20 protein-coding genes are annotated in these 24,320 nt (G+C 49.2%); 12 read left to right on the top strand and 8 right to left on the bottom strand.

All coding sequences use genetic code 11. The annotated features are described in order from the left end of the window. The first annotated feature begins 80 nt into the window (after positions 1 to 80). The gene (locus FPG75_RS21875; protein WP_143309957.1) at positions 81 to 2,468 is read left to right on the top strand and encodes a T9SS type A sorting domain-containing protein; all 2,388 of its coding nucleotides are present in this window, start codon (positions 81 to 83) and stop codon (positions 2,466 to 2,468) included. Between the two features lie 60 nt (positions 2,469 to 2,528). Here FPG75_RS21875 and FPG75_RS21880 read toward each other — a convergent pair whose 3' ends face one another. Continuing rightward, complete coding sequence (locus FPG75_RS21880; RefSeq protein WP_143309959.1) at positions 2,529 to 3,278, bottom strand: alpha/beta hydrolase; 750 nt, start codon at positions 3,276 to 3,278, stop codon at positions 2,529 to 2,531. A gap of 132 nt (positions 3,279 to 3,410) precedes the next feature. Between FPG75_RS21880 and FPG75_RS21885 the strand changes: the two genes are divergently transcribed. The 7 genes from FPG75_RS21885 (at position 3,411) to FPG75_RS21915 (ending at position 10,000) form a co-directional block, all read left to right on the top strand. Then, positions 3,411 to 4,118: an esterase family protein gene (locus FPG75_RS21885; RefSeq protein WP_143309961.1), complete on the top strand. Its 708-nt coding sequence runs from the start codon at positions 3,411 to 3,413 to the stop codon at positions 4,116 to 4,118. Between the two features lie 5 nt (positions 4,119 to 4,123). Further along, positions 4,124 to 5,098, top strand: coding sequence for an ATP-grasp domain-containing protein (locus FPG75_RS21890; protein WP_143309963.1), 975 nt, complete (start codon positions 4,124 to 4,126; stop codon positions 5,096 to 5,098). A gap of 51 nt (positions 5,099 to 5,149) precedes the next feature. After that, positions 5,150 to 6,250, top strand: a complete 1,101-nt coding sequence (locus tag FPG75_RS21895; RefSeq protein WP_143309965.1) for a carboxylate-amine ligase — start codon at positions 5,150 to 5,152, stop codon at positions 6,248 to 6,250. A gap of 41 nt (positions 6,251 to 6,291) precedes the next feature. Then, the gene (locus tag FPG75_RS21900) at positions 6,292 to 7,176 is read left to right on the top strand and encodes a type 1 glutamine amidotransferase (protein WP_143309967.1); all 885 of its coding nucleotides are present in this window, start codon (positions 6,292 to 6,294) and stop codon (positions 7,174 to 7,176) included. 10 nt (positions 7,177 to 7,186) lie between these two features. Beyond that, a complete protein-coding gene (locus tag FPG75_RS21905) occupies positions 7,187 to 8,383 on the top strand; it encodes a hypothetical protein (protein ID WP_143309969.1) in 1,197 nt (398 codons plus the stop codon). An 82-nt stretch (positions 8,384 to 8,465) separates the two neighbouring features. After that, a complete protein-coding gene (locus FPG75_RS21910; RefSeq protein ID WP_143309971.1) occupies positions 8,466 to 9,563 on the top strand; it encodes a hypothetical protein in 1,098 nt (365 codons plus the stop codon). Positions 9,564 to 9,613: 50 nt separating this feature from the next. Further along, complete coding sequence (locus FPG75_RS21915; RefSeq protein ID WP_143309973.1) at positions 9,614 to 10,000, top strand: RidA family protein; 387 nt, start codon at positions 9,614 to 9,616, stop codon at positions 9,998 to 10,000. A gap of 227 nt (positions 10,001 to 10,227) precedes the next feature. Here FPG75_RS21915 and FPG75_RS21920 read toward each other — a convergent pair whose 3' ends face one another. From FPG75_RS21920 to FPG75_RS21935, 4 genes are all read right to left on the bottom strand, one after another. Further along, positions 10,228 to 10,530 carry a rhodanese-like domain-containing protein gene (locus FPG75_RS21920; protein WP_143309975.1) on the bottom strand — a complete coding sequence of 101 codons (303 nt, stop codon included), beginning with the start codon at positions 10,528 to 10,530 and terminating at the stop codon, positions 10,228 to 10,230. A gap of 51 nt (positions 10,531 to 10,581) precedes the next feature. Next, positions 10,582 to 11,397 (bottom strand): PASTA domain-containing protein, encoded by an 816-nt coding sequence (locus tag FPG75_RS21925; protein ID WP_143309977.1) that lies wholly within the window; start codon positions 11,395 to 11,397, stop codon positions 10,582 to 10,584. Between the two features lie 49 nt (positions 11,398 to 11,446). Further along, on the bottom strand, positions 11,447 to 12,433 hold the full coding sequence (locus FPG75_RS21930; protein ID WP_143309979.1) for a D-alanine--D-alanine ligase: 987 nt from the start codon (positions 12,431 to 12,433) through the stop codon (positions 11,447 to 11,449). A 129-nt stretch (positions 12,434 to 12,562) separates the two neighbouring features. Next, the gene (locus FPG75_RS21935) at positions 12,563 to 12,910 is read right to left on the bottom strand and encodes a 4Fe-4S dicluster domain-containing protein (protein WP_143309981.1); all 348 of its coding nucleotides are present in this window, start codon (positions 12,908 to 12,910) and stop codon (positions 12,563 to 12,565) included. A 92-nt stretch (positions 12,911 to 13,002) separates the two neighbouring features. On the opposite strand from FPG75_RS21935, the gene FPG75_RS21940 reads away from it, so the two are divergent. Both FPG75_RS21940 and FPG75_RS21945 read left to right on the top strand, forming a co-directional pair. Continuing rightward, a complete protein-coding gene (locus FPG75_RS21940) occupies positions 13,003 to 14,004 on the top strand; it encodes an acyl-CoA reductase (protein ID WP_143309983.1) in 1,002 nt (333 codons plus the stop codon). Positions 14,005 to 14,266: 262 nt separating this feature from the next. Continuing rightward, complete coding sequence (locus FPG75_RS21945; protein WP_143309985.1) at positions 14,267 to 15,847, top strand: trypsin-like peptidase domain-containing protein; 1,581 nt, start codon at positions 14,267 to 14,269, stop codon at positions 15,845 to 15,847. Positions 15,848 to 15,944: 97 nt separating this feature from the next. On the opposite strand, the gene FPG75_RS21950 is transcribed toward FPG75_RS21945, so the two are convergent. The 3 genes from FPG75_RS21950 to proS form a co-directional block, all read right to left on the bottom strand. Further along, a complete protein-coding gene (locus FPG75_RS21950) occupies positions 15,945 to 16,706 on the bottom strand; it encodes a LytR/AlgR family response regulator transcription factor (protein ID WP_143309987.1) in 762 nt (253 codons plus the stop codon). Further along, entirely contained in the window at positions 16,703 to 19,633 is a 2,931-nt protein-coding gene (locus FPG75_RS21955; RefSeq protein WP_143309989.1) for a sensor histidine kinase, read from the bottom strand. The genes FPG75_RS21950 and FPG75_RS21955 overlap by 4 nt, the downstream gene beginning before the upstream one ends. Positions 19,634 to 19,701: 68 nt before the next feature. Further along, positions 19,702 to 21,177, bottom strand: coding sequence for a proline--tRNA ligase (proS, locus tag FPG75_RS21960; protein WP_143309991.1), 1,476 nt, complete (start codon positions 21,175 to 21,177; stop codon positions 19,702 to 19,704). Between the two features lie 280 nt (positions 21,178 to 21,457). On the opposite strand from proS, the gene FPG75_RS21965 reads away from it, so the two are divergent. Beyond that, complete coding sequence (locus FPG75_RS21965) at positions 21,458 to 22,474, top strand: hypothetical protein (RefSeq protein WP_143309993.1); 1,017 nt, start codon at positions 21,458 to 21,460, stop codon at positions 22,472 to 22,474. 157 nt (positions 22,475 to 22,631) lie between these two features. Continuing rightward, the gene (locus FPG75_RS21970) at positions 22,632 to 24,212 is read left to right on the top strand and encodes an OmpP1/FadL family transporter (RefSeq protein WP_143309995.1); all 1,581 of its coding nucleotides are present in this window, start codon (positions 22,632 to 22,634) and stop codon (positions 24,210 to 24,212) included. The last annotated feature ends 108 nt before the right edge of the window (positions 24,213 to 24,320 follow it).

Raw genomic sequence — 24,320 nt, forward strand, 5'->3', positions numbered from 1 at the left:
TATCATCTAATAATTTAGTGATTGAATACCCTGTCATCTTTTATAACTGTACTGTTTTTATAACCTTAACCTATATTACCATGCGAAAACCTCTACTATTATTTTTCCTACTTGTTTATGGCGCCCTATCCGCTGTTGTATCGGCACAAAATTGTCCGATCAGGACCGTTACAACCAAATGGGATGGCCCGGGAACCAGCAATACCTGGAATTGGAGCACTGCGTTTTATGATAACGTGTATATAAAGAACCGAAGCTACACCACCATCGCTTCTCCATTCTACGCCCCCACTTCCACTTTGCAGAACCCTAATCTTATTTTTCTGCAATCACCAGTAGTAAAAGAGTTATTGCCGGAAGACGGATGGGAGCTGTTGGTAAAAGATTTCGGTAATAATGTGAACTTACCTGCAACAGCGGTCACCAATCCTTTCTTCGCCCTGTATAACCGGTACACAGGGACCATAAGGGCTTTCTTTATGGTGATAGATCCCCTGGCCGGAAACAACAATGGAGCAACTATAAGCCTGATGTTTGAAAGTGGCCCCGGGGGCAATGAAAGCGCCTTACTGGCATTTGCCAATCCAATTACCAGCTCTGTAGATAAATTCGTAAAGGGCAGCATGCTCCGCATGCCCAATAAATATTCCAACGAATATGATTATTGGTTGTTTGCTGATTTTCCCGTGGCATATGATCCATGTACCTGTGTATATAATTCTAAAATTACTTTCACCGTTCAGTTAATTGAAACCACCAATGCCTCGCTTTCCATCAAGCTCAAAGGTGCTTCCACAGGGTCTATCAAAGAAGTGATCAAAGCAGCTCCTGCAGGCGTACAATCATCATTGGAAAGTAATTCAGTGCTGGATTGGGTAAATGGTGTTGTAAAATCAGGTACAGAAGGATACAAAAGCTGGCAGGGCTTCAGCACAGCAATAAATGGTGTAAAAGATGCGATAGTGACCGCTAATCCGGGTCAGTCACAGAAAATAACGCAGGAATTGTCGGGCATATTAAACATTGCTAAAGCCATTCCTTATGTGGGCGCCGTGGCAGGTGTACTCGACTTCTTTATTGGTGGAGGTAAGAATGCTGCACGATCTGCGCCGATGGCTTTTGAAGCCAACCTTCAGCACGTTATCAATGGTACAGCCGATGGTAAACTGGAATTGTCCACCGTAAGAGGCTATCGTACCATTTGTACACCAGGCGCCAATAACACCGGTACCATCACTGCTATACCTACCTATGATAACCCCCTTGGAGTATTTACCCTGATGGAAACCCCTAAAGTGGAATTTTTACAATATCAACGAATATATACTACTTCCATCGGTTATACAGCCCCGAATCCTTCATACGATCCAAACTGTGCACCCACTCCCGACGACCCCTATAAATGTGATGGTAACACACCTTACATTAATGGTTCGATCGGTACGCTTGATGATAAAATCCGTGTTTACAAAGTGAGCGCACCGATCAAATATGTGCTTAACCCCGCCGCAAAAGTAGATCTGATAGATCTAAAAGTTGCCCTGGTAGTCTATGATACTATGTATCATGAACACTGGAACACACCCGCTACCTTTGGTAATGTTGCTCCCTATACCTCGCTGAATGGGCAATTAAACAATATGGGGTATGAATATGAGAATGACATACGCTACAGAACACCGTTTGTTTCCCTAAACTGTATTAATAATACCAGCATTGCGGTGGTCATGAGTAACAATATCAATGGCAGGCTGATCATGCCAACAGATATATACCTGAAAGTGAAAGCCATTTTCCGCAGACAAGATGCAGGCCCCAATACACAGGACATTCTGTTCATAGGCACTTATAAAACAGACCAGGCGCGTTCGGCAGCAGATCCGGGTAACCTGACCTTTACCTTGCAACCTACCAACAGAAAAGATGGCAATTCATTCGATATTCCACCTTACGAGTACCCTAATACTTATTATTACCAGGCATCCCAGATTATATTCCCTATGCCGGTTCCTGGTATAGCAGGTCAGGATAGTCCAACTTTTCCTGCCGGATGTCCTACCGGTATTCCTCCTGCACAGAATGCTTCACAGATCGCCGCTTTCTGTGGAGATCGTTCCAGGTATAATCCGCAAGTATTAGCTATGCTGGCGAATGCGAAAGATTCATACCGCCCGGTAGAACCAATGGATTATAGAACGAAAGAGGCCCAGGAAAGAAAACTATGGAACAGCCCCAACCCCGTAAAAAATCAGACAACGATTTCTTTTGAACTGGATAAAGAAGAGAAAGTGTTATTGTATGTAAGTGATTTGAATGGACGTCAGATAAAAATGCTGATAGATAAAAGCCTTCCGGCAGGTACACACAACACGGTCTTTTATACTGATCAACTGAGCAGCGGTACCTACTTTTATACGCTGGTAGCGGGAAACAGGCATTATACCAACAAACTGATTGTAACAAGATAGTGGATATTTTGCCGGCACTCCGTGTCCTTATAGGAGTGCCGGTATTCCCCAGGGAACTTTTTATTTTCTCTCTGAAAAAAACGGCAGCCGCAACATCGCTTCCACAGCCAGTTTCCAGGTATCCGGATGATGCCGCCCGCCTTGTATTTCCAGGTAATGTATATCTTGTTGCAGCTGGTAACCGTGCATCTGCAATTCTTCAATCAGGTCCAAGGTATCATCGATGCTGTCGATAACGCCATTGTTGTTACGATCGGCGGTTTCGTCATCGGTTCCACATTCAAAGAAAAACTGCATGCCGGGATGAAAGTGTCCCTTACGGATCACACGGTGCATGATGCGGTCGGTCAGGTCGCTGTAATGGGCGTCGAGAGGCTTGTCGCGCCACCAGAGCGCGCCGGAGCATACGCCCGCAAAAGTAAAGATATCCGGATGCCGCCATACGATATCCAGGGCCGACAGCCCACCGAGCGAAAAGCCGGCAAAGCCACGCGGGAGGCCCGCTACAGCAGGATGCTGCTGATACAGCCATGGCAGCAGCTCTTCCAATATGAATGCGGTATATTCGGCGGCCAGACTACCATCGCCCTGAAAATCGGGGATGCCGGCTACGCCATATTCCTGCCTCCTGGCACTGCCGGCATGTATGCCGGCCACCATCACCGGCGTAGCCTTCAGCAAGGTCGGGATATCCAGCAACGGCAGGTCCTGCCCGTCGTTGACCAGCAATAATGTTTCTGGCGGTAATTCCGGCAGGTAAATATCTACCTGCACTTCCCGTCCTAACTTCTTCGAATAAACGAAACCCATCTTTTGGGGATTTGAATATTTAATTATCTGGGTATTTTATTATTGGCAGACTTTCAATCTATGAATTTATGCATTTTAATCCTCCCATCAAATCCCAAAATATCTAAATAAATAAATCCGTAAATTTATTTAATGACTGAAAACTTCTACAAATGGCATTCCCCCAGTCTGGACCGGGAATTTGAGATGCTGGTGTTTGGCCACAGTGGCTATCCCCTGCTGCTGTTCCCTACGTCCATGGGAAGGTATTTTGAAAGCAAGGACTTCGGCCTGATCGAAGCCATCCGCTGGTTCATTGACGAAGGCCATGTGAAAGTTTACTGTCCCGACAGCATCGATGCACTCAGCTGGTACAATAAAAATATCCCGCCGGCGCAAAGAGCGTATAACCATACCTGTTATGACCGCCTGCTGATGGAAGAGATATTGCCGCGCATCAACGCCGAAACCGGCTACCAGCGCATCGCTGCGGCCGGGTGCAGTTTCGGCGGGTACCATGCAGCCAACTTTGCCTTCCGGCACCCGGAACGTGTATCCTACCTGTTCAGCCTCAGCGGCGTGTTCGATATCAAACCAAGGGTAGACGGCTATTACGACGATAACATCTATTTCAATAACCCGGCAGATTTTATCTCCGGCAATAACGAGGCAGACCTCTGGCGCATGGGCATCATACTCGGCGTAGCCAGCGAAGACGTTACCCGACCACAGAATGAAATGCTGTCGCGCATGCTGACCGCCAAAAAAATCAGCCACTGGCTCGATATCCGCCAGGGCGCCGTACACGACTGGCCCGTATGGCGCGAGATGCTGCCGCATTATCTGTCACTCATACAATAAAGCACATGAAAAAGATCGGCATCCTTTTCGGACAGGAAAACACTTTCCCCCAGGCATTTGTAGACCGTGTGAACAAGATCAATCCACCGGGGATCTTCGCGGAATTTGTATCGATAGATAAAGTGATACAGGGCGCCGATAGCGGCTATGCGGTCATCATCGACCGTATCTCCCAGGATGCTCCCTTCTACCGCGCCTACCTGAAAAATGCCGCCATCAGCGGCGCCGCCGTCATTAACAACCCTTTCTGGTGGAGCGCCGACGATAAATTTTTCAACAACGCACTCGCCCAGCAAACAGGCGTACATGTGCCCCGCACCGTATTGCTGCCGTCCAACAAGCTACCCAACAACACCACCGATAACTCTTTCCGCAATCTTGTATATCCGTTCGACTGGAACACTATCTTCGACTACGTGGGCTTTCCCGCCTATATGAAACCATATGATGGCGGTGGATGGAGAGATGTGTACAGACTGGAAGACCGGGAAGAATTTTTCCAAAAACATAAAGAAACCGGGCAACTGGTGATGTTATTACAGGAAGAGATCAACTTCACGCAATACTACCGCTGCTACTGCATTGGCGGCAAACATGTGCGCATCATGCCTTATGACCCGCGAAACCCGCACCAGCAGCGTTACAACGCCGATTTTAAAAGCAGCAAGTCCTTGTTGAAAGAAATATCACAGGCCGTGATCACCCTCAACCAATACCTGGGCTATGATTTCAATACAGTAGAAATAGCGGTGCGCGGAGGAGTGCCCTATGCCATCGACTTCTGCAATCCTGCACCCGATGCCGACCTTCATTCCATTGGAGAAGAGCATTTTGAATGGGTAGTGGAAACCAGCGCCCAGTACGCCATCAAGCGCGCCAAAGCACAGGCGCCAGGTGCAGATAATCTCACCTGGGGAAAATTTATCAAACCCGTCTCTCCCCAAAAAAATACCGCCAAAAAACAACAAAAAGAAAAATGAAACCGTTTTACCGGGCTACATTTGTATCCATAAAAAACTAACAGCAATACCATGTACAACGCGTTCACGCTGGGCATAGAAGAAGAATATATGGTCATAGATCCTGCAACGCGGGAACTCAGATCACATGAGCAAAAGATCGTGGAGCAGGCCCACAAAGTGATCCGCGACCAGGTGAAAGCCGAATTTCACCAGGCAGTAGTGGAAGTAGGCACCCGCGTGTGCGCTAACATACATGAAGCCCGCGAAGATGTAGGCCTGCTGCGCCGCACCATCCACCAGATCGCCGGCGAGCTGGGTTTCAGCGTTGGCGCCTCTGGCACGCATCCCTTTAGCAAATGGGAAAAACAACTCATCACCGACCACCCGCGATATTTCGAGATCGTCAATGAAATGCAGGATGCCGCAAGGTCGAACCTTATCTTCGGTATGCACGTGCATGTAGGCATGGAAAACCGCGAAATGGCCCTGCACATCGCTAATTCCGTACGTTATTTCCTGCCGCATATCTTTGCGCTCAGCACCAACTCCCCTTTCTGGGAAGGGCGCAACACCGGCTTCAAATCCTTTCGTACCAAGGTGTTCGACAAATTCCCCCGCACCGGCATCCCCGATTTTTTCAGCAGCATAGAAGAATACGATAACTATATTAAACTGCTGGTGAAAACCAATTGTATCGACAATGCCAAAAAAGTATGGTGGGACCTGCGTGTACATCCTTTCTTCAACACGGTAGAATTCCGCATCTGCGATGTGCCGCTGACGGTAGACGATACCATTACGCTAGCAGGCCTGTTCCAGGCCGTATGCGCCAAGATATACAAGCTGCGCATGCAAAATCTCAACTTCATCATCTATAACCGCGCGCTCATCAATGAAAACAAATGGCGCGCCTCCCGCTATGGCATCGATGGCAACCTCATTGATTTTGGTAAGGAGATGGAAGTGAACGCCCGCTCCCTCATCTTCGAACTCCTCGATTTTGTGGATGATGTAGTGGATGACCTGGGCAGCCGCGATATCATTAACGCCACCGTTCACATCCTGGAAAACGGTACCGGCGCGGATAAGCAGCTCCGCTGTTACGATACAACCCACGACCTGGTGGCCGTTACAGACTATATCCAGCAACAATTCCTCGCAGGATGTTAGGTTCCCGCTCCTTTGCCAGAAACTTCGCGTAATTTTGCAGTATGCGTTCTATTAAAATAGCCGTGCTGGATATGTACGAAGGTGTGCCGAACGAAGGCATGCGCTGTATCCGCGAGATTTTGACGAAGTATGCCGATATGCACCGCCTCCAGCTGCATTTCGATGAATTTGAAGTACGCCTGCAACAACAGGTTCCCGACACCTCTTATGATATCTACCTCTCTACCGGCGGCCCCGGCAGCCCGGTAGACAGTGAAGGCAGCGACTGGGAAAAAGCCTATTTCAAACTGGTAGAAGATCTCCTGCAATGGAACCGTAGCGAAGCACAAAAGAAGCCCATGCTTTTCATCTGCCACTCTTACCAGATCATGTGCAGATATTACGGACTCGGAAAGGTATGCAAGCGCAAATCCCCTGCCTTCGGGGTTTTCCCGGTACACAAAACCGCGGCCGGCCTACAGGAGAAAATATTCGGCGCACTGCCCGATCCCTTCTATATCGTCGATAGCCGCAACTGGCAAGTGATCGAACTGAACGACGATAAGTTACAAGCCATGGGCGCTAAAGTACTGGCATTGGAAAAAGAACGGCCGCACGTACCGCTGGAACGCGCTACCATGGCCATTCGTTTCAATGAACATTTTATCGGCACACAGTTCCATCCGGAAGCCGATGCCGCCGGTATGCACATGTACTTGCTACAGGAAGAAAAGAAAAAGCAGGTGGTAGACAACCACGGCATCGAGAAATATAACAGCATGATCGAGCAGCTGACCGATCCCGACAAGATCATGCTTACGCACGACCGCTTTGTGACGGCATTCCTGGACTATGCCATCTATGGCGCGCTGTCTGACCGTCTCGCCGCCATCGAACGGAGCGTGCAGGTAGTGGCGCACAACGATGCCGAAAATTCGTTCTTTTAATGTTTACACTATGATCCGAACCGTCAGAACAGCCTATAACGAGCAATTCACCGATCATCGCTACCAGCAGTTCCTGCAAGGCATGGCCGCAGATGCAGGCGTGGCGCCTGCCTTCAGGGTAGCGGAAACGCCCGTGTTCGTACCCGCCAGCCTCACCACCAAACTGGTACAAGCCTGCGAAGAGATCGTGAATGTGATCCTGCGGCCCGATTTCAAAACCCTTACCCAGGAAGCCATTCCGCCGGCATTGAAAGTACCGCAGGAAAATGATCACCCACATTTTATCGTGATCGATTTTGCAGTTTGCAAAACAGATGATGGTACGCTCGTGCCCCAACTCATCGAACTACAGGGCTTTCCGACCATGTTCGCCTTCCAGGAAGTAATGGCACGACAGTATCAAATACATTTTGACATCCCTTCTCATCTCAATAACTTCTTCAATAACCTCGACCAGCAAAGCTATTATCAGCTGCTCCACGATATGATCGTAGGCAACGCTGCTCCCGAAGAGGTGATACTGCTGGAAGTGAAGCCGGAAGAGCAAAAGACGAAGATCGATTTCTATTGCACGGAAAAATATATCGGCATACGCACCGTTTGTCTGACCGAATTGATACAGGAAGGCAAGCAGCTTTTCTATATGCGCGACGGCGTGAAAACGCCTGTGCGCCGCATTTACAACAGGATCATCTTCGATGACCTTCAAAAACAGGCAGATACTTTAGGAGATCATATCAACCTTTTCCAGGAACTGGATGTAGAATGGATCACGCATCCCAACTGGTTTTACCGCATCAGCAAATTCATGATGCCGCTCATCCACAGCGAGTATGCACCGAAAAGCTGGTTCCTTCACGAGTTACCGGTGATACCCGCCGACCTCGAAAATTATGTGCTCAAACCATTGTTCTCATTTGCCGGACAAGGCGTAATTATAGATGTGAAGCAGGAAGATATCGACCAGGTGAAAGATCCGGAAAACTGGATACTGCAACACAAAGTAAAATATGCCCCTGCCATTGAAACGCCCGGCGGGCCTGCCATCTGTGAGATCAGGATGATGTACGCCTGGCCCGATGGCGCCGCAAGGCCGGTATTGGTACACAACCTTTCCCGCCTCAGCAAAGGCAAGATGATTGGCGTAGGCTTTAATAGTACTGATACCTGGGTGGGCGGCAGTTGTTGCTTCTTTGAGTTTGAGTAAAGCAGATACATTGCGCAGCCACTGGTTATCTTCGTAATAATATCTACATTTACTAGTATGTGTCAACTTAACTACTATCCTTATGTTTAGTAACCTGGCTATCGATGTTGCCCTGGGGCTGATCTTCATCTATCTATTATACAGTTTATTCGCGTCTATTCTGCAAGAGATGATCGCGCGGGCATTCAACCTGCGGGCGCGGATCCTCACCAAAGGCTTGCGGCGCATGCTGGAAGATGATGACCATCGCGATGATCTCGGCTTTTTCGGCAAGTTCACTTTCTTCAACTTTTTTTATGAGCTGGGATGGAGCGTGGTGCATTTTTTCTCCCCCTTCCGCAATGCGCCCCTGCTGAAGAAATTTTATGCTTCCCCTTCTATCCGCTACCTCGGAGAGAACAGCGCGGCAGCAAGGCCGGCTTATATCAGTCCGCAAGTATTTTCGCAGACGGTGGTGCACCTGTTAAGGGGCAGCGCAGCGCCACAGGAAAATGATGCCGCCATCATTGCCGCCAGTCTGGCAGACAATCCGCTGCACATCGCGCCAGACACGCTTTCGCACCTGCGCAACCTTTTCGAAGATGCCGGTCATGATGTGAAACAATTCCGCATATACCTGGAAGCCTGGTTCAACGAAACCATGGCCCGCGCTACCGGCTGGTACCGTAAGCATACACAAACCTGGCTGCTGGTGATAGGGATGTTCATGGCAGGTATTTTTAATGTAGATACGATCGCTATTGCGAGGATATTGATGAAAGACAAGACGGTACGCCAGGAGATGGTACAGCTGGCAAGCAGCCAGGCGCCTGCCTTTGCGGGTATAACGGACACGCTTGCACGAAAAAATATGTATTTTAAAGATAAGGACAGCGCCTTCCGCCGCGCCGATACCTCGCTGCGTGTATTCGTGGCCGATACCTCGCTTATTGGCGTATATGCCATGCTGCGCCACGATGCCGGCGATGCCCGCAATGTGCTGGGCATCCATAGGGAGTTCAGTCCGCAGCACCCTTACGGACTGGTGCATCCATTGCAACAAAATGGCTGGCTGGTGCTGGGCGGCTGGTTCATGACCGCCATGGCCATGTCTTTGGGCGCCCCTTTCTGGTTCGACCTGCTAGGCCGGGTGGTGAAGTTCCGCACCACCGCGCCAGACAATACCCGCGCTGCCGAGTAACAAAGTTTTAGTAATTTTGGTGCTCACCTCACCTCCTAATTTCGCATCTTATGACACGAACAAACTATGGCTCCGGCGCTACCTGGGAAGACAAGGTAGGCTATTCCCGTGCCGTGCGTGTGGGTAATATCATTGAAATTGCCGGCACAGTAGCGGTAGATAATGATAAAGTAGTGGCAGAAGGTAACGCCTATGAACAAACGAAATTTGCACTGGCCAAGATAGAAGCTGCGCTGGTACGCGCCGGCGCTACTCTCCACGATGTGGTGCGCACCCGCATGTTCGTCACCGACATCTCCCGCTGGGAAGAATATGGCCGCGCCCATGGCGAATTTTTCAGAAGCATCAAACCCGTCACCTCTATGGTGGAAGTGAGCAAACTAATCGATCCACGCTACCTCGTTGAAATAGAAGCTACCGCTATCATAAAAATTTAGGGATTTATTGATTTACGGATTTTTTGATTGGGGTTTTGTGGCCCGGTGTTTTGTTGTTTGTTTTTGTTGTTGATGGCCCGGCATTTTTTTACCCGGGTTTACACCCGGGCCTACCGAGCTTCGGCCCCTATGGGCCGATCTACATTTATGATTAAACAACAAAACACCGGGCACAAAACCCCAATCCATAAATCCGTAAATCAATAAATCCCTAAATCCCTAAATATTTAATACAGTTCGCGCCATTTGAGCATGCCGCCAGCCAGGTTCTTCACGTTGGTGAAGCCCATGGTTTCGAGGAGCATGCAGGCCTGTCCGCTGCGGTTACCACTGCGGCAGTAAACGATCACCTCATCATCTTTCCACGCTTCAATCTCGTCGATCTGCATGGCCTGCACCTGGCCCAGTGGTACCAATACACCGCCGATATTGAATTCCGCACGCTCATGCGGTTCCCTTACATCTACAATATGGAGGGTCTCTCCTTTATCCAGGCGCTCTTTCAGTTCTTGCGCGGTAATATTTTCCATGTTAATAAAATTTGTGTTGCTGATTATCATTGTAATTTACACCAATTCCGGCTATTGCTGCTCGGGCTGCGCGGCAGCGCCGGTGCTGTCTTTTACCGGTTTGGTGGCCGACAGCCACAGGTCCACGCTTTCGCCGGCCCTCACGAGGTTGAACTCACCAATATCGTTCTTACGTGCAGGCTGCTGCTTGATCACATAGGCATTGGCCGTATCTTTTACACTTGGATCGATGATCACTGTGCCGGCATTGAGACTGCTCGCACTGAGCGCTTCACGGGCCTCCATGTAGGTAAGTCCTACAAAATTAGGCACCGGGTTTTCAATGCTGCCAGTACCGCTGCTCAACACCAGTGTAACGTTGCTGCCTTCCGGCACCAGGGTGCCCGGCTTCACTTTCTTGCCATTGAGTATCTGTTGCAATACCGTGTTGGTAGCGAAATCCGGCTTATAGATGGTATCGCCTACGTTGAGGCGCATGCTTTTCAGCATCATTTCAGCGCTGCGGAAAGTAAGCCCCTCGAGGTCGGGCATCTTTACCATCGGCGCCACTACCTTGTTAATGGTCAGATAGATGGTCCTTCCCACTTTCACCTGCGCGCCTTTTTCGGGCGTTTGTACCCATACGGCCAGCGGCGGGATACTGTCTATATAGATAGAATCTCTTACATCCGCTTCAAAACCCATCTTTTCAAGCGTGGCAATGGCCTCTTTTACATTCTTGCCATGAACATCAGGCACCGTCAGCGTTTGCCCGTGCTTGGTGATCACGCCCAACATAGAAAAGAACAGCAAGGCCAGCACAAAGAAAAAAGCGATTACTGCCAACAGGTTAAATCCGAATGAGCGTTTGGTGATGAAATCAAACATTGTTCAGTTATAGAGTGAATAAAATTATGGTGGAAATTACGAATTATTATTATTTCATGCATTCCTCCAACAGCTCGCCGTAGAACGCCTGCAAGGTTTTACCTGCGGCCCTCACCTGTTGTGGCACCAGGCTGTTTTCTGATTGTCCGGGCATGGTGTTGGCTTCCAGGAAAAACAGTTTACCGCTGGCTTCTTCATAAATAAAATCGATGCGTACAATACCTCGGCAATTGAGTTTGTCGTACAGGGCAGAAGCGGTATCCTGCACGAGCTTCGTAATATCGGCAGATACCGGCGCCGGCGTAATCTCGTTGGAAACGCCTGGCGTATATTTCGCCTCGTAATCGAAAAACTCTTTACTGCTCACCACTTCGGTGATCGGCAATACCTGTAGCTGGCTGCCCGTGCGGTACACGCCAATGGTGAGCTCGCGGCCTTTGATAAATTCTTCGATGAGTACCTGTGAGTCTTCTTTGAAAGCCTTGTCGATAGCGGGTTGCAGCTCTTCGGCGGTTTTCACCTTTGACATGCCGATGCTGCTGCCGCCTTCTGCGGGCTTAACGAATACGGGTAAACGCAGTTGTTGTAATATATCAGTGGTATTGTAGGGCAGATGACGGAAGATATGTACAGATTTGGATACGTTCACGATGTTGAACGCTGCCACTACCTTGTTGCAATAGCTCTTGTTGAAGGTGAGCGCGGAGGTGACCATGCCACAGCTGGTGAAGGGGATGCCGAGCATCTCGAAATAGCCCTGCAGGCGGCCATCTTCACCGGGCGTGCCGTGGATGCCGATGAATACCGCATCAAAAGTGATCTTCTTGCCCGCCACCAGCAGGGAGAAATCATTCTTATCGATCGAATACACCTGGCCATCAGCAGCAGTGTAGTGCCATCCTTCTTTTGTGACGATGATCTTGTAAACATCGTATTTGCTGCTATCGAGATTTTTCTCAATCGTAACGGCACTTTGCACGGATATTACATATTCTCCGGAATATCCGCCGGCCACCAAAGCTATATTCTTCTTCATAAGATATTTTCGTAATAAGCGGGTAAAGTTAAAGGTTATTTGTCAATTGTCAACCGGCGTTGCCGGTATAAAAAACCGCTCCGGTATGGTGGCCGGAACGGTTCATAAGCTTCCTGTAGAATATATTAATTAGATGTGGAGTTTGGCTTTTTTGCCGAGCAACTCGTCTACTGTTTCCTGGTACATTTCGTCCGGTACGCAGCAATCAACCGGGCAAACGGCTGCACACTGCGGCTCCTCGTGGAATCCCTGGCATTCGGTGCATTTGTTGGGAACGATATAGTAAGTGTCAACGCTGATAGGCGCGTTGCGCTGGTCAGCATCGATCGTAGAGCCATCCATCAGGGAATAAGTACCTTTTACGGTAGTGCCATCCGCTATGGCCCATTCCACGCCGCCTTCATAAATAGCATTATTAGGGCATTCGGGTTCGCAGGCACCACAATTAATACATTCGTCTGTTATCTTAATTGCCATAGAGTAAACTTTTTGTTTAAGTAGTAAGCCATTAATTTTGTGGACAAAAATAAAATATTCCCGGTTTAATTAGTCATTATTTATATAGTTTCATGAACATAGCAGAAAAAAGAGCAGCGCTGGTGCGCCTGGGCCAGTACCTGGCCAGTAAGAGTCCGGAACTGGAAGCAGCGAAACAGCGGGCATATACCGCCAATGGATGGTTTATTCCTGAATTTGTTGACAAGGCGCTGGATAACATCTGCCAATATTTCCTGGAACCCGCTGCCCTGGAGGCCTGGCTGCAACAATATCCCGCAGCTGCGGATGCCGTCACGCCCCGCAAAGTAGGCATCGTAGCGGCAGGTAATATTCCCCTGGTAGGCTTCCACGACTGGCTCTGCGGCTTTATCAGCGGCCACGAGGTGAAGCTGAAACTCTCCGGTAAGGATGAGATCCTGATGAAACATATCCTTGAAAAGATGAACGAGTGGTATCCCGCTACAGCAGCGCAAACCACCGTACAGGATATGCTGAAGGATTGCGAAGCCTATATCGCTACGGGCAGCAATAACTCTTCCCGTTATTTCCAGTACTATTTTTCAAAATATCCGCATATCATCCGGCATAACCGCACCTCCGCCGCTGTGCTCACCGGCGCCGAAACGCCGCAGCAGCTCGAAGCGCTTGCCGATGATGTGATGCTGTACTTCGGCCTCGGATGCCGCAACGTCACCAAAGTATTTGTACCACAGGGCTACCAGTTCCAGCCCCTGCTGGATGCGCTCAATAAATACGCCTGGCTGATGGACCATCACAAATACAAGAACAACTACGATTATAACCTGGCGCTGCTGCTGCTCAACAACAGCCCTTACCTCACCAATGGCACAGTGCTGTTACATGAAGATGATTCCCTCTTCTCCCCGCTCAGCGTATTGCATTACAGTTACTACACCGATATCAAGGCCCTGGAAAAAGAACTTTCCGGCAACGAAGTGCTGCAATGCCTGGTAGGACAGGATTTCACGCCTTTTGGTTATGCACAGCAGCCATCGCTCAACGACTACGCCGATGGCGTAGATACAATGGCGTTCATGCTGGGTCTTAAATAAAAAGATGATCATGGCGCATCTGACAATCCGCCATGATCGTTTTTTATCGCTAACAATTTGTCTTATTTTGTTGTTATATTGTCAGTGCAAATGCGCACCTGTTTTGGCTTTGATTAACGATTGATCTAAAAATCTGTTAAAGTGAACAGCAGACTATACGTTTGATATCGCGCCGCGATTAAATTTGTATCGGAGGCATGTAAATTGTTGACATCCCGACGTTATATTTTTAGTTGAACCACAACGCTAAACACACTATAATATGAAATTCAAGCAAATTGTTGCAACTGTACTCATCAGTTTTGTAACTGCCGCTGCCGCCATATTTGTGTACGGCAAATATTTTCAGCAAAGACAGGCAGGACTTTTCCAGAACGGCTCTAACGACATCCCCGTAAACTATGCGCGCTTTATGCCCGGCACTGAAGGCCACAGCGCAGCCACCCCGCCCTCCGATTTCACCAATGCCGCCAAAGCGGCCGTTCCCGGAGTGGTGCACATCAAAACAAAGATCAATCCACGCCAGATCACCAATGGCAATAACCTGCAACGCAAACGCAGCATCTTGCAGGACCTTTTCGGCGACGAATTTTTTGGCGACGAATTCAATGGCGGCGGAGATGGCCGTAAATACTACATCCCCGGCCAGATGGCCTCCGGCTCCGGCGTACTGATCTCTGATGATGGCTACATCGTGACCAACAACCACGTGATCGATGATGCCGACGATATCAACGTATCCCTGAGCAACAGCGGCAAAACCTACAAGGCCAAACTCATCGGCGCCGATCCCAGCACCGACCTCGCCGTAATCAAGATCGACGCTAAAGGCCTTCCCTACTTACTTTACGGCAATTCCGACAATGTAGAGATAGGCCAGTGGGTACTCGCCGTAGGCTATCCCCTGAACCTCGACGCCACCGTTACCGCCGGTATCGTGAGCGCTAAATCCCGCTCCATCGGCATCAACAAAAGCGGCGGCAAAAGGAACAGCGCCATCGAATCATTTATCCAGACCGATGCTGCCGTGAACCAGGGCAACAGCGGCGGCGCCCTCGTTAATACCAACGGTGAACTGATCGGCATCAACTCCGCCATCGCCTCACCCACCGGCTCTTACGCAGGTTATTCCTACGCGATCCCGGTAAACCTTATCAAAAAAGTAGTCAACGATCTCCTGAAATATGGCAGCGTACAACGCGCCTACCTCGGTATCACCTACGTGCCCAGCGCCATGATCGCCTCTCTTTCCGATGATCAACTCAAAGAAATCGGCGTGAAAAGGGATGTGGTTGGCGTACAGGTAAATGAAGTTACCGACAACGGCTCCGCCAAAGCTGCCGGCATCCGCTCCGGCGATGTGATCGTCAAGATCAATGGCATTGCCATCGCAGGCCCCTCACAAATGACTGAACAGGTAGCCCGTTACAAACCCGGCGACAAGATCAGCATCACTTTCCTGCGCGACAACAAAGAAATGACCGCTAACAACGTAGTGCTGCGCAACATACAAGGTAATACCGATGTGGTGAAAGTGACCACCCTGGACCGTTTGGGCGCCGATCTCTCCTCCCTCGATAAAGACGATGCCCGCCGCCTCGGCGTGCGTGGCGGTGTGTGGGTCAGCAATATCAGCAATGGTATCATCAAAAAACAAACAGGCATGGCGCCAGGATTCCTGATCCTAAAGGCAGGCAGCACCAGCGTTACCAGCCCCGAAGAACTGGCCACCGTGCTCGACAAACAAAAAAGCGTACAACTGATTGGCTTATATCCCGAGAGAGGCAGCAACGTATACTACTACAACATCAATGTAGCCGGAACCTCCAGCGAAAGCTTCTAAATATTTTGGGACGGGAGGATTTGTGAATGGGAGAATTTATTAGAGATAGTGTTTCAAATAAATTCTCCCATTCCTAAATTCTCCCATCCCAAAATTTCTACAGGTTGATTACTCCTTTTAGTTGAGTGAAAAATTCATCTTTCTTTCGCGATGAAATAGGAATATTTTTCTGATCGCTCATCACCACAGCCGTTCCCAGCCCTTTGATGATCTTGACGATATGATGAATATTGATGAGGAAAGATTTGTGCACGCGGTAAAAGCCTTTGTCAGACAGCATTTCCTCGTACTCCTTCAATGATTTGGAGATCAGGTGAGAAACATTGTTGATCAGCTGGATTTTTGTATAGCTGTCGAAAGCTTCGCAATAGATAATATCCTTCAGATCGATCACATTGTAACCATCGTTCACCGGGATCACGATCTTGGAAAAAGCGTTATCATTATTTTTGACATAATCTTTCAGGATAGAGGCCAGTTCGTTCAGGCGGCCCTTCTTGCTTTTCTTCACTTTCTCCAGCGCATCTTCCACCTCGCTCACCTTGATGGGCTTCAGCAGATAATCCAATGCAGCAAACTTGATGGCCTGCAACGCATACTCCTGAAATGCAGTGATAAAAATAACTTCGAAATTCAGAACAGGGAACATTTCGAGTAACTGGAACCCATTATGAGGGGGCATCTCAATATCGAGGAACAGTACATCAATGGGGTTGTTCTTGATCATTTCTGCCGCTTCATGAATGTTTTGCGCCTCGCCAACTACCGTTACATCTTTACAATAGTTTTCGAGGATATTGCGCAAAATATGAATGTTGCGGACTTCATCGTCTACAATGGCAGCTTTAATATTACTCATAACATCTTAACAATGGGAATCAGAATTTCAACTAAGGTACCTTCCTTATTGCCGAAACCAGATTTAAATTTATCAATAATTTCTAACTTTCCAACATTTCCATTAAAAGATTTTATAATCTGCAAACGCTCCTTAATCACGCTCAGTGCAGTGGATTCATGCTTGATGAGCCTTGAACTTTTGATGCTGTTCGACTTATCCCAACCAATCCCGTCGTCGTCCACAGAGCAATATAACAGGTCCCCTTCCATTTCCAGCCTGATCTCCAGGTAGCCGCTGCTGTTCTTTGGCGCCAGTCCGTGTTTGATCGCGTTCTCTACAATGGGCTGTATGATCATGGGCGGAATATAGATCGTATAGTCCTTCAACGCATCTTCCAGAATAAAATGATACGTGAAAGAATGTGCGAAGCGAATCTTTTCCAGTTCGAGGTAACGGGTCAGGAAAGCGATCTCTTCTTCCAATGATATATATGATTTGCGGGAGTTATTGAGCATCTGCCGCATCAGTGTGGCAAAGTCGGCCAGGAAGTTCAACGCCTGTTTCTCTTCTTTTTCCAGGATAAGATGCTGAACAGAATTCAACGAGTTAAAGATGAAATGCGGGTTCATCTGGTTGGTCAATGCTTTGGCTTCCAGCTCTGCGATGCGGCGGTTGTACTCTGTTTTGCGCTTCTCTGCCTGTTTGATACGACGCACGATATAGCGCAGGATCACGAGGATGAGCAGCAGCCCCAATACCAGCACAATGCCTCTCGCCCACCACTGCTGGTACCATTGCGGCAGGATATTAATATTGATGCCCAGCGGCTGGCTCCAGTCACTCTTGTATTTGCGGGCCCTCACCATCAGCTTGTAAGCGCCAGGTTGCAGGTCGGGGAATGGAATGATATTAGACATCGTAGTTACCCAACCGGTAGTAGAGTCGCCGGAGAAATTGTACTGGTACTCTACCAGGTCCGGCAAGTCGAATACGATTGTGCCGAACTCCGCTTCAAACGAGGCTTTGCGGCGGAACAGGTGCACAAAATTCTGATCTGGCAGGAAGGTACTGTCGCCATAGCGGATATTACTGAGGTAGATCACCGGCGGCACCGAATCCACCGGGATATTGTCTCCCCTGAAATAACACAGCCCGTTGGAAGTGGCGATATACAATAATCCGTCGTCATTGAACACGCCACGGATATCATCTGAAGAGAGGCCATCGTTGGAAGTGATATTGCGGATAATGGTCTGCGTTTTCACATCGATCACGGAAACACCGTGATTGGTGGCCACATACAGATGCCCTGCCCCATCATAATATAATTGCTGACAGATATCGCTGGCGAGATTATTTACAGAGGCAAGGTGCTTCACCACTGAATCATGATGCATCACATAAATGCCCTGGTCGGAAGTACCGATCCAGAGGTAGCCATCAATCCATTTCAGGTCTTTGATGCTCTGGCGCAGGTGTGTATCGTTGCCGGGCCGCAACAGTTGCCGGTTTCGGTCGGAACAGAAATACAGGCCGTTGTTGGTGCCTACATAGTACGACGAATCATTGATACAAGCCACAGAAGTAACGAGCATATCAAGATCGTTGATGGAATAATCGTCCAGCGCAATCACCTGGTTCTTGGCGGCAATGCGGATCTTGCCGGAAGGCGACACATCCACATCTTTCAGCATCTTCACCGCTTTGAGGCGGGTGGCCTTTTGGGAAGTTGTATTGAATTGAAAGAGGCCATTATCTGTACCGATCAGTACATTATTATCTTTATACGGCAAGATGGAGAGCAGGCTGTTACGGCCGGTGGTAGTGTCTAGCATGAATTGCCGGATACTGCCATGTGCATCGATGGTATTGAGGATGCCGGCGTTTTGCCCGATCAGCAGGAGATCCGTGCGTTTATCTTTGTAGATACTGAAGATCGAGTGAGAATAAAGACCATTGGTGTTATCGAGATAACTGAAATAGAAATTTTTATACGGAATATAGTAGACGCCATCTCCGAAGGTGGAGATCCAGATATTGCCATCGCGGTCTTTCAACAAAGAAGTGATGTAATGATTTTCCAGCAGGCGCGTCACTTTCTTCTCTCCCCTGAAAAAACCTTTGAGGTAGTACAATGCGCGCTGGGTGCCGATCCAGAGGTTATCATTGTCGATACAAACATTGCTGATATCTTCCCGGATGCCCCATTCTGCACCGTTGAAAAAGCATACCGCTTCTTTTGCGGAGAAAGAATAGAGCGTGTTGCGCAGCAGTACGATAGGATTACTGCGGATATGCGCTTTAAAATCTCCGTCTGTTATTGGATAGGGCGATACGGGAAATATTTTCTGATCGGGGTTATTGATATCGTGCAGACTTTCCACCTGGAAAGCGTTCATGAGCGACCGGAATATATGGGCATTGCGCAGCATGAAAAGCGGGTCGGTATTGGCATCGCCCAGTTTGCCGTATTCCATTTTGCGGCCATTGTAAAACAGCACGCGGTTGTTGGAATTGAGGAACCACACAGCATGTGCGGAATCTTCAAAGGCATACTGCATGTAATGGCTACGGTTGTTGAAGGTCAGCGAGGAGTCGTTGTCTTCATTATGTATCACGGAGTGATAGTAGAAAGATGGCTTGCCGCTGAGGGTGAGAAACCATACGCGCCCTTTTGAATCGGCGGCGAGTTTTACGACATCGTTATCGGTGAGACCATCTTTTTTGGAGTAGTTGCGGAAGCGTTTACCATCAAACTTGCTGACGCCGGTGGGGGTGGCGAACCAGATGAAACCATCTTTATCCTGAACAGCAGTATATACTGTGGCATTTGCCAGTCCGTCCTTTACGTTGTAATTGCGGATCATCAGGCCCTGGGCCAATGTTGCCGTACTTACGGAAAGGATGGCCAGCATCCATAGCAGTATGTGACGGATAAAAGGCATCAGGTAGATTTAATGGTTAATAATTGCTGTATCCCCTGCCATTGCGGGAGATACAGCAATTACAAATATTAGTAGGCGCGGGCAAAGAGCACTCTTTGTGTGGAGGGCTTACCACTGAGGATACAAGTGCCGGCTTCCTGCGGATTGTTCAGCGGGATGCAGCGGATCGTTGCTTTGGTGCGTTCCTTGATCTGTTCTTCGGTTTCGGCGGTACCATCCCAGTGGGCAGATACGAAGCCGCCTTTCTCATCCAGTATTTTCACGAACTCGTCGAAGCTGTCTGCTTTCGTGATGTTGGCATCGCGGAAAGTTTTTGCTTTGGTGAAGAGGTTTTGCTGGATCTCGTCGAGGAGCTGCTGGATACGGGCAGGGAGGCCATCGAGCGAGAGGCTCATTTTCTCTTTCGTATCGCGGCGGGCTACTTCGGCAACGTTGTTTTCGATATCTCTTGCGCCGATAGCGATGCGAACGGGTACGCCTTTCATTTCATATTCGGCAAATTTCCATCCCGGGCGGTTATTATCGGAATCGTCATATCTAACGCTGACGCCTAAACGCTTCAGTTCTTCTACGATGCCTTTCACTTTTTCATCGATGGCAGTTTTCTGATCGGCGCCTTTGTAGATGGGCACGATCACTACTTGCAGCGGCGCGATACGGGGTGGCAGTACCAGTCCCTCGTCATCGCTGTGCACCATGATGAGCGCGCCGATGAGGCGGGTGGATACGCCCCAGGAGGTAGCCCATACGTAATCGAGTTTGTTTTCCTTGTTGGAGAACTGCACATCGAATGCTTTGGCGAAGTTCTGTCCGAGGAAGTGGGAAGTGCCGGCCTGCAGGGCTTTCCCGTCCTGCATGAGTGCTTCCACGCAATAGGTTTCTACGGCGCCGGCGAATCTTTCGCTGGGCGATTTCACGCCTTTGATCACGGGCACGGCCATGTATTGTTCGGCGAAGTCGGCGTATACATCGAGCATCTGTTCTGTTTCGGCGATGGCTTCCTCGGCGGTGGCATGGGCGGTGTGGCCTTCCTGCCAGAGGAATTCGGCGGTGCGGAGGAACAGGCGGGTGCGCATTTCCCAGCGTACTACGTTGGCCCATTGGTTCACGAGAACGGGAAGATCGCGGTACGATTGTATCCAGTCTTTATAAGTATTCCAGATGATGGTTTCAGAAGTAGGGCGAACGATGAGTTCTTCTTCCAGTTTGGCTTCGGGGTCTACGATCACGCCATGGCCATCCGGATCATTTTTGAGGCGGTAGTGGGTTACTACTGCGCATTCCTTGGCGAAGCCTTCCACGTGGGCGGCTTCTTTACTGAGGAAGCTTTTGGGGATGAACAGCGGGAAGTAAGCGTTCTGGTGGCCGGTGTCTTTGAATTTGCGGTCCAGTACGTCGCGCATGGCTTCCCAGAGGGCGAAGCCATAAGGTTTGATGACCATACATCCTCTTACGGCAGAGTAATCTGCCAGGCCGCCTTTCAGCACCAGGTCATTATACCATTTTGCATAATCTTCCGAACGGGCGGTGATCTTTTTACTCATAAAAAATTATCAGATTTATATATTACTGTTTTCCAGCTATTAAGCCCTTAATTTATCCAGCAAAAATTAATCGTATTCTAACCAGCTTATATTAGTTATTGGCTTAATTTTTGCCCTGATATTTAAAAAGAAAATGCTACAAACCTACATGAAAATCATAAAGGTGCAAATAGTTCGTTTAAAATAAATGGTTGAACTTTACTATTGTAACTTTGTAGCAATGAAATCCGTTAAAATACAGTAAATTTACCATACAGATCACGCAAAAAATATATTTCAAATGAAGCCTATACTATATACATGCACATTAGCCGGCCTGCTCGCATTAGGAGCCTGCTCCAGTGCGTATAAGACCGCTTCCACACCGGATGATGTGTATTATTCTCCACGTCAGCAGCAAAATGCCTATGCGAGGAATGATGGCTCCAATGGCAATTCCCGCCAGGATGATAACTCCTACTACACCAGTACTGCAGCAGCTGATGAAGATGGCGGCACTTACGTAACGTACCAGGATGAGGACCAGGGCGATTATGCGCGCAGACTGGACCGCTTCAGCAGCACCAGCAAATATTCCGGCGATTACTGGGATGGTTATAATTCTCCCAACGTATATATCAACAGTTATTATGGCATGAGCCCGTACAGCAGCATTGGCTGGGGTTACAGCCCTTACTGGGGTTCTTCCTTCAGCCTGGGTCTTGGCTTTGGCTGGGGCGGCGGCTGGTACGGTAGCCCCTGGGGCTACTACGGTGGCGGCTGGGGCTGGCCTTATTACGGCTACTATAACCCCTACTACTACAATCCTTACTACAGCTACTATCCCGGCGGATACTGGGGCCATGGCGGCTACTGGGGCGGCGGCGGTTGGTACAGCCGTCCAACTGTGTATGGTCCGGTGAGAAGAAATAATGACCGAATCATCAACAGTGGCAACACCGGCGGTGGCAGCGGTACCGGCGGCGGCGGTTATGTTCGTCCTTCACGCGGCGGCGTACAACCGATCGGCGGTAACAATGGCGGTTATGTGAACCCGGCATCCGGCAACGACAGGCCACGCAGAATATTTGCACCTTCCAGCTCTGAAAGGCCCATGATCTCCAGACCTGCCAATGGCGGCGGATGGAACGGCGGCAACAACAACGGCGGTTATTCCCGTCCTTCCAGGGTAGAATATTCCAGACCATCCAACCCGGCGCCGAGCTATTCTCCTCCTCCCAGCTCCGGCGGCTCCCGCATCAATAGCGGCGGCGGTGGCGGCGGCGGATACTCCCATCCTTCGAGAGGTGGCCGTTAATAAAAGATCTTTACAAGATAAGCGTAGCCTAAAAAACTACGCTTATTTTTTAACCCTCATACGAATTACGTACCAGCAAACGTTTTAGCCACGAGAACACCATGTAGCCCGCACTTCATACCTTGCAGGCACTTCTCATCTTTTTAAGATACTTGATATGATTAAAAGAATTTATCCTCTTTTAGGAGGTCTGTTATTTTCCGTTTCAGCGATGGCGCAGAGCAGCTCAGATGCCTTGTTACTGTCTAACCAACAGCCCAGCGGAACCGCGAGAACACAGGCTCTCGGAGGCGCATCTGTAGGATTGGGAGGTGACTATTCCTCCGCATACACCAACCCGGCCGGTATTGCCATGTTCAAGACTGGCGAATTCCTGATCTCCGCCGGCGTAGGCATTTCGAATAACAAGTCGTCCTATCTCGGCAACAGCAGCCTGGATAATAGCGGCAGCCGCACGAACTTCCAGTTGCCTAACGTAGGCGTGATCTTCGCCACCAACAAAGGCAGCGGGCCGAGTTCCTGGAACAATATCACCTTTTCACTGGGCATGAACCGCCTGGCGAATTACAATAATAAATTCGCCTTTGCAGGTCACAATACCAAAAGCTCCATCACCGACAGCTGGCTGGACGCGATGAGCGGACAAACGATAGATTATATCAAAACCCGCATGCCGCTGGATGGCGGCCTCGCTTTCGGCACCGGCGTGATCGATACCATGACCACCGCCGGCAGCCTTAACCTCATCAGCCTGGCCACGCCAGACCGTACTTTCGGCGGCCCGATCACCATACAACAACGCGGTACCGTGACCACAGAAGGCGGCCTTAATGAATATAATTTCGCTATCGGCGGCAACTATGGCGACCGCCTCTACATCGGCGCAGCCATCTCCCTGCCGAGCGTGAACTATAAAGAAACCACTTCCATCTCGGAAGATGATGCCACCGGCAACAAGAACAACTATTTCAGCTATCTCGATTATAACCTCTACCTGAAACGCACCGGTTTGGGTATCGGCGCAAAAGTAGGCGTACTCTATAAATTCACGGATCGCCTCAGAGTAGGCGGCGCGATACATACGCCAGTTTATTACTCCCTGCACGACAGCTATTCAGCAGACCTGACAGCTAATACAGAAAATTATTTCAACCCGCCTAACCAGGATATCACCGTTCGCTCCAGCGATGTAGGCGGTAATGCGGAATATGATTTCAACATCACCACGCCCTGGCGCTTCATGGGCGGCGCTTCTTACTTCATCGGCAATATCAAAGATCCGAAAGCCGTACAAGGCTTTATCACGGCCGATTATGAATACGTGAACCAGGGCTCCAGTAAATTCCGGATCAGCGATGATAAAAATTTTGAGAGAACGCTCAACAGTAATGTGAGCAATTTATACCAGGGCGTCTCCAACCTGAAAGTGGGCGCTGAAATCAAGTTCGCCACCTTCCTGGCTGCCAGAGCGGGTTTTGCTTACTATGGCAACCCATACACCAGCGATGCCTATAACCGCGATATCAACAACAGCACCGTAGATGCCTCCCGCAAGATCTACAGCGGCGGCCTGGGCTTCCGTAACAAAGGGCTGTACGTTGATCTTACCTACAGCTATGCGCAAGGTAAAGACAGATACCATCCTTACACCACGCAGCAGGCGGCCCTTACGCCTCCTCCGGCTACCATGGACTTCACCAGAAGCAATATCATGTTGACCATGGGACTGAAGTTTTAATAATTACGGATTACGAATTAATAATTACGGCCCACTGTGTGTACACAGTGGGCCGTAATTATTAATTCGTAATCCGTAATTATTATATAACATAGTCACGTTTTTATC

It is taken from the genome of Chitinophaga vietnamensis, from assembly GCF_902167635.1.
Taxonomy (GTDB): domain Bacteria; phylum Bacteroidota; class Bacteroidia; order Chitinophagales; family Chitinophagaceae; genus Chitinophaga; species Chitinophaga vietnamensis.